The organism is Acidobacteriota bacterium (assembly GCA_016195325.1).
GTDB lineage: Bacteria > Acidobacteriota > Polarisedimenticolia > JACPZX01 > JACPZX01 > JACPZX01.
In genome coordinates, this window is record JACPZX010000067.1 from 42,389 (window position 1) to 53,926 (window position 11,538).

Genomic DNA, 11,538 nt, shown 5'->3' on the forward strand with positions numbered 1-11,538 from the left:
CTACCTCCACCTGCGGGATTCGACGGCCCGCTGCGTCAGGAACAGGTTGAATGCGATGAAGGAGAGGAAGAAGACGACGTTCTTCGTGTCGACGACCCCCTTGGAGAACTCCTCCGTGTTCTCCGTGAGCGAGATCGCCTTGAACAGGGTCTCCACCTTCCCTCCCGCCATCTGCCCGGCGAAGCCGATCACCCAGAGCACGAGGAGAAGGACGAAGCAGGTCACCGCCGCGACGATCTGGTTCTCGGTGAGCGACGACATGAAGAGCCCGACCGAGAGGAACGCCCCGGCGAGAAGGCATGCGCCCCCGAACGCCGACAGGAACGACCCCAGCGGCGGAGCCGAGCCCGAGATCCAGAGGAAGAGCGGGTACTGGACCGTCAGGAGCATGATGACGATCAGGAACGACAGCGCCCCGAGGAACTTCCCGAGCACCAGCTCCGACGTCTTCACGGGCGCGGTGAGGAGGAGCTCCGCGGTCCCCTGCTTCTTCTCCTCCGCGAGGAGCCGCATCGACACGAGCGGCACGATGAAGAGGAGGATGACGTGGAAGTTCGAGTACAGCGGCCGGATGAGCGCGTCGTGGAGGTTGAGCTGCTCCGCCATGTAGGGGTTCATCCCCGCCTGGAGGGTGTACTGCGAGTACGAGCGCACGAAGAGATCGAAGAAGAGCCCGGTCACGGCGAGGAAGAAGCCGATGACGACGTAGGCGAGCGGTGAGACGAAGTACGCGTACAGCTCGCGCCGCGCGATGGCGAAGGTGGTCCTCACAGGGCACCTCCCTGAGCCGCCGCCAGCGTCTCCCCGGGTGTCCCGACCGGCGCGGCCGGTCGCCCGTTCGAGGGCTCGCCTCTCTCCGCGGCCGGCGCGATCCGCCGCGTCGCCTCGAGGTAGATCTCCTCGAGCGTCCGCGTCACCTGCGTCATCTCGACCAGCCCCCAGCCGCCGCGGACCGTCGCGCGCGCGATCTCCTCGCGCACCGCGTCGCCGGCCCGCGCCTCGACGAGGTAGCCGCCCGGGTCGCCGAGAGGCGCCACCGACGCGACCCCCTCGATCTGGCGGAGCGCCGCCGACACAGTCTCGCCGTCGCGCGCGACGCGGACGCGGAGCCTCTCGGCCCCGGACCCCGCCCCGGCGAGCCCCTCGAGGCTCCCCTCCTGCACGATCTCACCGTAAGAGATGATGGCGACGCGCGAGCAGGTGACCGTGACCTCCGGGAGGATGTGCGTCGAGAGGATGATGGTCCGCTCGCCGCCGAGCGACTTGATGAGGTTCCGGATCTCGATGATCTGCTCCGGGTCGAGGCCGACCGTCGGCTCGTCGAGGATCAGCACCGGGGGATCGTGGAGGATCGCCTGCGCGAGGCCGACGCGCTGCCGGAATCCTTTCGACAGGTTTCCGATCACGCGTGAGGCGACGTGGGCGAGGCCGCACCGCTCGATCGCGCCCGAGACTTTCTGCCGGACCTGCGACGAGGGGACCTTTCGAATCCTCGCGACGAACTCGAGGTAGGCCCTGACGGACATCTCGGGATACACCGGGGGGTTCTCGGGAAGGTAGCCGATGCGCCGCTTCACCTCCATCGGGCTCTCAAAGACATCGAATCCGCCGATCGTCGCCGACCCCTCGTCGGGAGGCATGTAGCACGTCAGGATGCGCATCGTGGTGGTCTTGCCCGCGCCGTTGGGCCCGAGGAAGCCGAGGATCTCTCCCTTCCCGACGTTGAAAGTGACCTTCCTGATGGCGGGCCGCCCGCCGAACGACTTGGTCAATCCATGCACTTCAATCACGGAATGACTCCCTCCATGAACCTGGCTCCTTCGTCATCTTGTGCTCTTCGAATGGGGATTTGGTTGCGACGATAAACCCTGTTATTGCATGGGATTACAACGGGCCGAAACTATAGCGGAGAGATCTTCGGGATGTCAAGGAGGGATCGCGGCGCGGTGCTGGCCCATGTCGCCGCGGAGGAGACGGCCTGCGCGCGTGAGGTAATCGCGCTCGGCCTCGGCTTTGCTCGGCCACCCACTCCGGCGGCGCCGGAGCGTTTGATGACAGGAGGCGCCAAGCGCCTGCGCGGGTACCCTTCGGCCGCAGACCGCAGCGGCCGAATCTCGCGGGCAGCCGCTCGCCGGCTCGCGGCGCTCGTGGCCTCGTCCCAGACGCTCCTCCGTGGCGACATGGGCCAACACCGCGGCCTCGTTGTTGGTTCAGGTGCGTGCGCGCACGGGTCGGGGATCGACGACGCTGTCGATCGAGGCGCCGGCGACGCGGGCCGTCGGCGGCGACCGATGGAGCCCCGGGCGCAGGGAGAAGGCGAGGGCGTCGATCGACTCGGGGGCGAGCCACTCGTTGAGGCGACTCAAGATGACGGCGCGGAGGTGCTCGAGCTCGCGGAGCCAGACGGCGCTGCCCACGTCGACGATCAGGCACCCGCGCGCGAGCTTCGACGGGCGCGAAACCGCCCCGAGCGTCGGGCCGACGGCCCGGGACCACGCGCCGACGATCGCCAATCGGCGCATCGGTCCACCCGCTCGGGCGGTGCCGGCGAGTCGGCCGACTTCCTCGAGACTGAGGAAGTCATGGGCCTTCCTCCTCCCCACGCTCCACCCCTGTTCTGAATTGTATTGAAGGCGCGCATCCTACCGGATTCGCGAGGAGGGGGTCAAGAGAGCGAAGTGGGCCGCAGCGCGCCGACCCCTAGCTATTGGGGGGGAGTCACCAGGTACAGCCGGTGGATCAGATCGACGCCCATGTGGGTGAGGATGCCGCCCATGAGGTTGCCGGTCTTGAGGTAGCACCAGGCGTAGCAGAAGCCGGCGTACGTGGCGAGGACGACGTAGCGCATGTCGCCGTACGGAAAGTTGTTCAGGTGCGACAGGCCGAAGATGACCGATGAGGCGACGAGGGCCGGGTACGGGCCGTAGCGCCCCATCGTCCACTTCTGGAGGAGGTTGAAGATCACGCCGCGGAAGAGGATCTCCTCGGGGAGGGCGATGAAGAGCCCGATCGCCATCCCGCGAAAGACGATCCCGGTCCACGACACCCCCTTCGGCTCCCACACGACGAAACCGGTGGCGATGCCGATGGGTATCGCGACGATCAGGAACGCCGACAGCGCAACGATCGCCGCCCCGAAGTCCTCGAAGCGGAACCTCCACCGATATCCGAGCCCCTCGAGCGGCCGGATGGCGACGTAACCCATCAGGAGCACCGAGAGGGAGAGGGTCTTGCCGATCAGATAGGAAGGATCCGCCGGGCCGTGCGACCAGAGGCCGTGGAGGAACCCGAGCTCGACCGGAAGCCACGCGCAGAGGACCGCGAGGACGTCGACCGCGTTCGGGGGCGGGCCGACGCGATCCGCCCATCTCAGGAATCCGGCGAGCGCCGCGCCGTAGAGGATGAGCCCGACGGCGGCCATCCACGACGCGGAGATGCCGCGGATGGAGACGAGCGCGACGATGGGAGGGAGGGTGACCGTGGCGAGGAGGAGCGCCGCCCCCACGGGCCCGGCGAGCCCGAGCTTCCGGTACATCGCGCCGATCTCGGGGTAGCCGCACCCCACGTAGGGGATGAGGAGGAGGATGAACGCGGTGTAGGGGGCCGCGATCTCCCCCGGGGAGATCGACCTCTCGAAGAGGTACCGCGCCGCCGCTCCGGCGACGACGAGGATGAAGATCCCGAGAGAGAGGATGGACCGCGCGCTCGGCGTGGCCGGCGGCGGCGTCAACGGAGACGGATCTCCGCGGCCGATCGGGACGCCATCGCGGCGACACGGTCCGCCGCGTCTCCCCCTTCCGCGAGGAGGACGACCGTCCCCTTCACGCGAAGCTCGGCCGGGCCACGCGCCGTGTTCCTGGCGCCCAGCCATCTCCTCGCCGCCGCGGCGAACTCCTCGGCGTCCTCTGCGGTGTCCCAGACGCTCACCCAGTTAAGATGTGCGGCGCCTCCCGCGCGCGCCAGCGCGAACCGGTCGCCGTCCCATCCGGCCGCCGCCGCGGACCCGGGCGCCCCCCCTCCGAGGAGGAACCGGATCGCGAACTCCCCCATCGATCCCGACTTCACGACCTCGGCCCCGCGGGGGAGGCCGGCGCTCGCGAGCGACTCGTCGATCGACGACGGGACGTCGCGCGGCGCGATCGACTTCGCGGGGTGGAGGATCTGCTCGCTCGATTCGGGAGGCTCCTTGAAGTACGCGTCGAGGGCCCGAAGCCCTCCCCCCTGCTTCATGATCTCGGCGGCCCAGGTCATTCCCGACACGTAAGGGAACATCAGGAGATCGCGGAGGAAGGGGGGCGCCTCGTCCAGACCCTTCGACGAGGCCTTCATCGCCGCCTCGCCGTCCGCCCCGCCGAGGGCGGCGACGTCGGGGTCTCTGGCGTGCTCCATCGCCCACAGCGTCATGACCATCGTCGCCTCCCCTTCCACCAGGGAGGAGAGGGCGAGCGCGCGATCGTCGTCGTCCCTCACCCCCCTCTCGAGGGCGTCCAGATCGAAGGCCTGATCCATCAGGGCGTGCGCCAGCTCGTGCGCGAGGGGAACGGCCCCCGAGAGCGGCCCCTCGACGACGTAGAGGGTGCGGGTGGGCGGGTCGTAGAGGCCGGCGACCTGCGCCTCCATCAGGTTCAGATAGATCGCCTCGAGGTCCTGGTCCGGCCCGAGGAGCCCGAAGTACCGGAGCGACTCCTGCTCGTCGACGAGCCGGTGGCCGGGGTACTCGTCGTGCAGAAGATCCCGCACGTACGCCCGCGCCCCTGCGTGGGTCAGCGCGGCGGTCGTGACGTCGCGCTCGAACGGGATACCGCGAAGCTTCGCGAGAGACGACTCGATCGCGACGAGCGCGCTCCCGAGAGCCGGGTCGAGGGGCCCGCCACGCCGGGCGGTCTCCCCCCCGCGCGCGACGGGAATCGTCGCCGCGCCCGCCGCGAGAATCGCGAGAATGGCGGCGATTGCCCGGGGCCGCCTCATGCGCCGCGCTTCACGATCCGGCGCCACCGCTCGACCGCGCGCGCGTGCTCCTCGAGGGTTTCCGAGAAGTGGTGGCCGCCGCTCCCGTCCGCGACGAAGTAGCGGGCGCGCGAGTCGGCCGGATGGAGCGCGGCCTCGAGCGACGCGCGTCCCGGCGATGCGATGGGGCCCGGCGGGAGCCCCGGGGAGACGTAGGTGTTGTACGGGGAGGCGAACGAGAGATCGGACGTCGTGAGCGTTCCGCGGTAGCGCCCCGACGAAACGAGGGCGTAGATGACCGTGGGATCGCACTGGAGGAGCATCCCGGCGCGAAGCCGGTTGTGGAAGACCGCGGACACGAGCCCGCGCTCCGCCGGGAGCGACGTCTCTTTCTCGATGAGCGAGGCGAGCGTGACGGCCTGTCTCACCGTCATCCCGAGCTCCCCCGCGCGCGCGCGCATCGACGCGTCGAACGCCCCCTTGAACCGCCCCACCATCTCGGCGACGATGCGCGAGGCCGGCGTGCCGCGCGCGAACCGGTACGTCTCCGGGAAGAGATACCCCTCGAGGTCCGCGGCCTTCGGATCGAGATCCCGGATCGCCGCCGGGTCGCGGAGCGCGGCCTCAAGGTCCCGCACCGACGCGAGGCGCGCTTCGGCGACGCGCGCGAGAGCCTCGGCGCCGGTGAGCCCCTCCGGGATCGTCACGCGGTGGAGCAGGACGTCGCCGCGCACGAGCCGGTCGATCACCTGAGAGGTCGTCTGCGGGCGATCGAAGAGGTACTCGCCGGCCTGGAGCTTCGAGGAGACGCCGTGCCAGCGCGCGAGCCAGCGGAAGGTCAGCGGGCTGCGGATGACCCGCGCGTCGCCGAGAGCGGAGGCGACGCTCGCGGGGGACGAGCCCGCAGGGATCACGACGATCGCCGAGCCCCCCTGGTAGCCGGCGTACTGGGTGTCGAACCTCGCGAAGGCGCCGCCCAGCGCCCACGCGGCCACGCCGATGAGGAGGACGAAGAGGAGCTGCTCGCGGCGGCTGAGCTTCATCCCCCTCCCTCCTCGGGATCGCGCGCGTCCCGGGACGCGACGGGGGGCGCGGGCGAGGGCGGCGCCCCCGCGTCGAGATACCCCTGGAGGAGGACGGCCGCCGCCACCTGATCGACGATCTCGCGGCGCCGCTCGCGGCGCACCCCCGACTCGATGAGCGAGCGCTCGGCCGCGGCCGTGGTCAATCGCTCGTCCCAGGTGATGACGGGAAGCCCCGTCGCGACGCGGATCGCCTCGGCGAGACGGCGCGCGTCGACGCTCGACGCCTGCTCGCCTCCGGCCATGGAGAGGGGAAGGCCCACGACGATGCGATCGACGCCGGACTCGCGCGCGAGGTCGCGGATCGCCTCGGCCGTCCCGCGATCCCCGCGGCGCGGGATGGTGGCGGCGGGGCGCGCCATCACGCCGAGCTCGTCCGAGAGAGCGATCCCGACGCGGACCGTGCCGGCGTCCACGCCCATCAGGCGACCCATGCGGCGCACTATAGGCCAGCCGCGCGCGGATGTGGGCGGGATAGTGAAGGGCGATCTCAGTGCTTGATCTGCTCCCAGTACTTGTAGAAGGAGAACTCGGGCGAGTTCTCGCGCGTGTGGCAGGCGTAACAGACGCGCGGGGCGACGCGCCCGTACCCCTGCCTCGAAGTGTCCTGGATGTGCGCGCCGGCGATGCCGTGGCACGCCTCGCACTGGACGTTGGCGAGGGCGGGGGTGGCCGTGTTCGTCTGGAATCCTTCGGCGGTGCCGTAGCCCGTCACGTGGCACTTCACGCACTCGGGGTTGAAGTCCTGCGTGGCCTTCACGAGCGTCTGCATGGCGCTCGCGTGACGGCTCTCCGTCCACACTCGATAGGCGTCGTGGTGACAGTCCTTGCAGGCGGCGGTGCCGAGGTACTTGCGGGCCGCCGTCGGCGACTCGGGGGGCGGAAGCGCCAGCCGCGCCGACGCGGCCGACGGGGCCGGCGCGCTCGCCGCGGCCGCGTTCCTCATGGCGTCGTTCACGCGCACGAGCGTCGACTGGACCATCTCCTGGAGCTTCGGCTCCTCGGGGAAGCGCTTCGTGAGGTGAATGACGCTCGCCCGGAGCTGCTTGATCTTCGTGCCGTCGAGGTAGACGCGGATCTCTCCGAGCCGCTTCCCCTCGTTCCCCGGGTAGAAGACCTTGATGCCGCCGATCTCCTCGATCTCGGTCATCGTCAGGCGATCGCCGAACCCCGCCGCCGCGATCTGGATGCTCCCCCCCGCGGCCTGGGCCACCCTGAGGAGATCCTGCGGGCTCAGATTGGCGAGGAGGACGACGAGATCCGCCTTTCCGTTCAGCTCGGCCGTGAAGCGCCGGGCCTGATCGGCCGGGTCGCGGCTGACGACGATCCGGCCGTCCGTCGCCGTGCGGGCGAGGAGCGAGTTGTACTGCGAGAGGGCGAGGAAGGCGACGCGGATCGATTTCCCGGACGGCAGATCGAAGGACTTCACGACGTACGGAGGAAGGAATGTCCTCTCGCTCCCGCGCATCGTGTACGTGGCGCTGATCGCCGGGAACGGGGCCTTCCCGAAGAGATCCGCGTAGGCGTCGAGGCCGCCGGCCAGCTCGCTGTCGCCGATGCCGACGACGTCGTAGTTCATCCGGGTGAGGCCGTCGACGTAGGCTCCCGTCTTGATCTTCCCCGCCTCGTCGAAGGTCGACGCGAAATCGCCGAGCTCCATCATGACGACGCGCGACTGCGGAAAGGTCTTCTTGAGAAGGTCTATGTAGCCGGCCCGACGGGCCAGTCCCCCCGCGGGGTTGTGCGGTCACCCACAGGGCTCGATGTACCCGGCGACCTTCGCCGTGAACTCAAGGATGAGGTCGGGGGTGTCCCCGGGAATGACGAGCGGCCCTTCATCGGCGCCGAGGAGCACGGGCTGCGCGGGCTGTGAGGGCTGGGTCGAGGGGTCCTGGGCCGAGGCGGCGGTCACCGCGAGGAAGAGCGCGACGACGGCGAGCGTGAGGACGAGTCTGCGCATCATGGAGGCGTGATTATAGGAACGCGCCGCCTGGGGCGCAAACGCGGCGGCCGCCGAGGCCTGTGTTAGGCTCGGCGCCGTGCGCCCCGACGCCCGCATCATCCTCGCCTCCCGCTCTCCGCGCCGGAAGGATCTTCTGCGGGTGATCGTCTCCCGCTTCGCCGTCCGCCCCGCGCACGTCGACGAGACGCCGCTCCCCCACGAGACGCCCGAGTCGCTCGCGACGCGCCTCGCGAAGGACAAGGCCCTCGCCATCGCCCGCGCCCTGAATCCCGGCCTCGCCCGCTCCCGCGCCGTCGTGATCGGCTCCGACACGATCGTCGCGCTCGGCGACCTCGTCCTGGGAAAGCCCGGGGACGATTCCGAAGCCCGGCGCATGCTGAGGCTTCTCTCGGGACGGACGCACCGCGTCGTCACCGGCGTGGCGGTGTGGTCCGGCGCGGAGAGGAAGGTCCGGGCCGGACGGCGCGTGACGCGCGTCGTCTTCCGCAAGCTTTCGGCGGCCGAGATCCGCGACTACGTCGCGACCGGGGAGCCGGCCGACGCCGCCGGCGCCTACCAGATCCAGGGAGGCGCGGCCCGCTTCGTCCTCCGCGTCGACGGATCGTACTCGAACGTCGTCGGGCTCCCGCTCGATCTCACGGCGCGGCTCCTCGCGCGGTCTTGACTCGCCCCGGGCCGAATGCTCTTCTGACCGCGCCTTGAACGCCCTGGGGACCCTGGAGGCCCGCGCATGGCGAAGAGCAACCTGTTCGCGACCAAGCCCCTGAAGATGATCCTCGCCGAGATGGAGGGGGGCCAGCGCCTCCGCCGCGTCCTCGGGCCCGTCACGCTGACGGCCCTCGGGATCGGCGCCATCATCGGCGCCGGCATCTTCGTGACGACCGGCGCGATCGCGAAGGAGACGGCCGGACCCGCGCTGATGCTCTCGTACGTGACCGCCGGATGCGTCTGCATCTTCGCGGCCCTGTGCTACGCCGAGTTCGCCTCGATGGTGCCCGTCGCGGGATCGGCCTACACCTACGCCTACGCGACGCTCGGCGAGCTCTTCGCCTGGATCATCGGCTGGGACCTCGTCCTCGAGTACGCGGTCGGCGCCGCCACGGTCGCGAACGGCTGGTCGGGGTATTTCCAATCGGTCCTGGGGATCTTCGGCATCAAGATCCCGCACGCGGTCGCCGGCCCGATGTGGAACTACGACCCTTCGATCGGGCACTTCGTGTCGACCGGCTCGTGGATCAATTTACCGGCGGTCCTGATCGTCGCCGCGATGACGATCGTCCTGGTGGTGGGGATCAAGGAGAGCGCGAACTTCAACGCGGTGATGGTCTTCATCAAGCTCTTCTGCGTCCTCTTCGTCATCGGCGTGGGCGCCTTCTTCGTCAAGCCCGAGAACTGGCATCCCTTCGCCCCCTACGGATTCACGGGCCTCAAGCTCTTCGGCCACGTCTTCGGCCAGGCCGACGCGGGCGGAAAGCCGATGGGAATGCTCGCGGGGGCGGCCCTCGCCTTCTTCGCCTACATCGGCTTCGACGCCGTCTCGACGCAGGCCGAAGAAGCCAAGAAGCCCCAGCGCGACGTGCCGATCGCCATCATCGCGTCGCTCCTCATCTGCACCGTCCTCTACATCGCCGTGGTCGCCGTGATGACGGGGATGGTCAATTACAAAGACCTCGACATCAGCGCGCCGATCGCCGACGCCTTCGCGAAGGTGAACCTCCCGTGGGCGCAGTTCCTGATCGCGGTCGGGGGGGTCGCGGGGATAAGCTCGGTGCTCCTCGTCATGATGCTGAGCCAGCCGCGCATCCTCCTCGCGATGTCGCGCGACGGGCTGCTGCCGAAGGGGTTCTTCGCCGCCGTCCACCCGAAGTTCCTCACGCCGTGGAAATCCTCGATCCTCACAGGGCTCTTCGTCGGGTCTTTGTCGGCGTTCCTTCCGATCGACGTGCTGCTGATGCTCGTCAACATGGGGACGCTCCTCGCGTTCATGATCGTCTGCGCTGCGGTGCTGATCATGCGGCGGACGCACCCCGAGGCGGAGCGGCCGTTCCGGGCTCCTCTCGTCCCCTTCGTGCCCGTCATGGGGATCCTGAGCTGCTTTCTCCTGATGGTCTCGCTGCCGTCCGAGAACTGGCTGCGACTCTTCGTGTGGCTGGGGCTGGGGCTGATGATCTACTTCGGCTACGGCAGGCACCACAGCGTGCTGGCGGTGGGAAGGGCGGCGGGGAAGAAGTAGATCGGCCGGACTCTTCTACTCCTCGAACGCCTTCCGCAGCTCCCGCAGCTCGGGTGCGTTGAGGTCGGAGACGGCCGAGTAGAGCATCCCCGCGCGGCTCCAGCGCAGCAGGTTGTAGCCGCGGAGGCTCGTCTCCACACCCCTCGCCCCTTCCCCGCCGGCCGACGGCCAGATGAAAAGATTGATGACGTGCTTGCGCCGCCCGTAGACGAGGGCCGCCACAGGCCTGCCGTCCAGGTAATCCAGCCTCCCGCCGATCAGCGTGAACCCCACTCCCGAAAGACCCCGGACATCCGGCGAGAAGTCGATCCGACCGGCGAAGGCCGGCTTGACGGTGTGCTGATCGGAGGAGGGGAAATCCATCAGGTGGTTCCCCATCAGTGATCGGAGGTGGGCCGAGACGATCTCCTGGTTCAGGAGATCTCCCGGCGAGGGGGTTTTCGAGAGCGCCACCAGGGCCCAGGTCAGGATCGCCAGCGGCGCGACGGAAGCCGCGACAGCGGCCCACCGCCAGGAAGGAAGCCACCCCGTGGCGCGTCCCTTCGCCTCCTTCCGCACCGCCGACCGGACGCGCGCGGCGAGGCGTGGGGGGACGTCGTAGTGGAGGGAGGCGCCGGCGAGGGCGGATCGCAGGGCCCGGTGTCTCTCGAGCACCGCCGCGCACGCCTCGCAGCCGGCGAGGTGCCGCTCGATCTCGAGGCTCGATCCGAGATCGAGCTCGCCGTCCCCGTACGCCTCGATGAGGTCTTTCGTCTTCGGGCAGGCCACCTCAATCCTCCTTCGAACCGCGATCGGTAAGGATCTGCCGCAGCCTCTGCCGGGCGCGGGCCAGGCGCGACATGACGGTGCCGATCGGCAGGCCGCTGACGTCGGCGATCTCCTTGTAGCTCAGCCCCTCGAGCTCCCGGAGGACCAGCGCCTCGCGGAACTCGACGGGAAGGCTCTCGAGCGCCGCGAAGAGCTCCTGCCGCGTCGCGCGCCGGAGCAGCTCGAGTTCGGGGCCCGGGCCGGCGTCCTCGACGTCGTGAAGGTTCGCGTCGAAAGCGGTGGTCAGCTCCTCCCCCCGCGATCTCTCGAGCCAGGAGTACCCGGTGTTCCGGACGATGGTCAGGAACCAGGCCTTGCTGTTGCCGCCCCGGAATCCGCCGAAGAATCGGACGGCGCGGACGTAGGCCTCCTGGACCACGTCCTCGGCATCCTGATCGCTCCGGGTCAGCCAGCGCGCGAGGTTGTAGGCGGCGCTCATGTGGGGCAGGAGCGTGCGCTCGAACCGTTCCAGCTCGGTCGGGTCCATGGAGCGATGGGACCTCGCA

At 69.5% G+C, this 11,538-nt stretch carries 13 protein-coding genes; 2 read left to right on the forward strand and 11 right to left on the reverse strand.

The annotated features are described in order from the left end of the window. From HY049_12815 to HY049_12855, 9 genes are all read right to left on the reverse strand, one after another. Positions 1-771 carry an ABC transporter permease subunit gene (locus HY049_12815; protein ID MBI3449784.1) on the reverse strand — a complete coding sequence of 257 codons (771 nt, stop codon included), beginning with the start codon at positions 769-771 and terminating at the stop codon, positions 1-3. Next, positions 768-1,790, reverse strand: a complete 1,023-nt coding sequence (locus HY049_12820; GenBank protein ID MBI3449785.1) for an ATP-binding cassette domain-containing protein — start codon at positions 1,788-1,790, stop codon at positions 768-770. The genes HY049_12815 and HY049_12820 overlap by 4 nt, the downstream gene beginning before the upstream one ends. A gap of 420 nt (positions 1,791-2,210) precedes the next feature. Then, complete coding sequence (locus tag HY049_12825) at positions 2,211-2,522, reverse strand: DUF721 domain-containing protein (GenBank protein MBI3449786.1); 312 nt, start codon at positions 2,520-2,522, stop codon at positions 2,211-2,213. Positions 2,523-2,704: 182 nt separating this feature from the next. Next, positions 2,705-3,730 carry a CPBP family intramembrane metalloprotease gene (locus tag HY049_12830; GenBank protein MBI3449787.1) on the reverse strand — a complete coding sequence of 342 codons (1,026 nt, stop codon included), beginning with the start codon at positions 3,728-3,730 and terminating at the stop codon, positions 2,705-2,707. Next, positions 3,727-4,968 carry a hypothetical protein gene (locus HY049_12835; protein ID MBI3449788.1) on the reverse strand — a complete coding sequence of 414 codons (1,242 nt, stop codon included), beginning with the start codon at positions 4,966-4,968 and terminating at the stop codon, positions 3,727-3,729. The genes HY049_12830 and HY049_12835 overlap by 4 nt, the downstream gene beginning before the upstream one ends. Beyond that, a complete protein-coding gene (gene mltG, locus HY049_12840) occupies positions 4,965-5,990 on the reverse strand; it encodes an endolytic transglycosylase MltG (GenBank protein MBI3449789.1) in 1,026 nt (341 codons plus the stop codon). The genes HY049_12835 and mltG overlap by 4 nt, the downstream gene beginning before the upstream one ends. Next, positions 5,987-6,463 (reverse strand): Holliday junction resolvase RuvX, encoded by a 477-nt coding sequence (gene ruvX, locus HY049_12845; GenBank protein ID MBI3449790.1) that lies wholly within the window; start codon positions 6,461-6,463, stop codon positions 5,987-5,989. Before ruvX ends, mltG begins: the two co-directional genes overlap by 4 nt. A 56-nt stretch (positions 6,464-6,519) precedes the next feature. Next, on the reverse strand, positions 6,520-7,692 hold the full coding sequence (locus HY049_12850; GenBank protein MBI3449791.1) for a hypothetical protein: 1,173 nt from the start codon (positions 7,690-7,692) through the stop codon (positions 6,520-6,522). Positions 7,693-7,776: 84 nt separating this feature from the next. Then, positions 7,777-7,992 (reverse strand): hypothetical protein, encoded by a 216-nt coding sequence (locus HY049_12855; GenBank protein MBI3449792.1) that lies wholly within the window; start codon positions 7,990-7,992, stop codon positions 7,777-7,779. A gap of 94 nt (positions 7,993-8,086) precedes the next feature. Here HY049_12855 and maf point away from each other — a divergent pair, with 94 nt between their 5' ends. Then, positions 8,087-8,656 (forward strand): septum formation protein Maf, encoded by a 570-nt coding sequence (maf, locus tag HY049_12860; GenBank protein ID MBI3449793.1) that lies wholly within the window; start codon positions 8,087-8,089, stop codon positions 8,654-8,656. 66 nt (positions 8,657-8,722) lie between these two features. Then, entirely contained in the window at positions 8,723-10,225 is a 1,503-nt protein-coding gene (locus tag HY049_12865; GenBank protein ID MBI3449794.1) for an amino acid permease, read from the forward strand. A 15-nt stretch (positions 10,226-10,240) separates the two neighbouring features. On the opposite strand, the gene HY049_12870 is transcribed toward HY049_12865, so the two are convergent. Beyond that, positions 10,241-10,993, reverse strand: coding sequence for an anti-sigma factor (locus tag HY049_12870; protein ID MBI3449795.1), 753 nt, complete (start codon positions 10,991-10,993; stop codon positions 10,241-10,243). 1 nt (position 10,994) lies between these two features. Beyond that, the gene (locus HY049_12875) at positions 10,995-11,519 is read right to left on the reverse strand and encodes a sigma-70 family RNA polymerase sigma factor (protein MBI3449796.1); all 525 of its coding nucleotides are present in this window, start codon (positions 11,517-11,519) and stop codon (positions 10,995-10,997) included. Positions 11,520-11,538: the final 19 nt, after the last annotated feature.

Coding starts and splice junctions, on each gene's coding strand:
- HY049_12825 (MBI3449786.1), bottom strand. CDS start 2,522: ATGCGCCGATTGGCGATCGTCGGCGCGTGGTCCCGGGCCGTCGGCCCG.
- HY049_12835 (MBI3449788.1), bottom strand. CDS start 4,968: ATGAGGCGGCCCCGGGCAATCGCCGCCATTCTCGCGATTCTCGCGGCG.
- mltG (MBI3449789.1), bottom strand. CDS start 5,990: ATGAAGCTCAGCCGCCGCGAGCAGCTCCTCTTCGTCCTCCTCATCGGC.
- ruvX (MBI3449790.1), bottom strand. CDS start 6,463: ATGGGTCGCCTGATGGGCGTGGACGCCGGCACGGTCCGCGTCGGGATC.
- HY049_12850 (MBI3449791.1), bottom strand. CDS start 7,692: ATGATGGAGCTCGGCGATTTCGCGTCGACCTTCGACGAGGCGGGGAAG.
- HY049_12855 (MBI3449792.1), bottom strand. CDS start 7,992: ATGATGCGCAGACTCGTCCTCACGCTCGCCGTCGTCGCGCTCTTCCTC.
- HY049_12865 (MBI3449794.1), top strand. CDS start 8,723: ATGGCGAAGAGCAACCTGTTCGCGACCAAGCCCCTGAAGATGATCCTC.
- HY049_12875 (MBI3449796.1), bottom strand. CDS start 11,519: ATGGACCCGACCGAGCTGGAACGGTTCGAGCGCACGCTCCTGCCCCAC.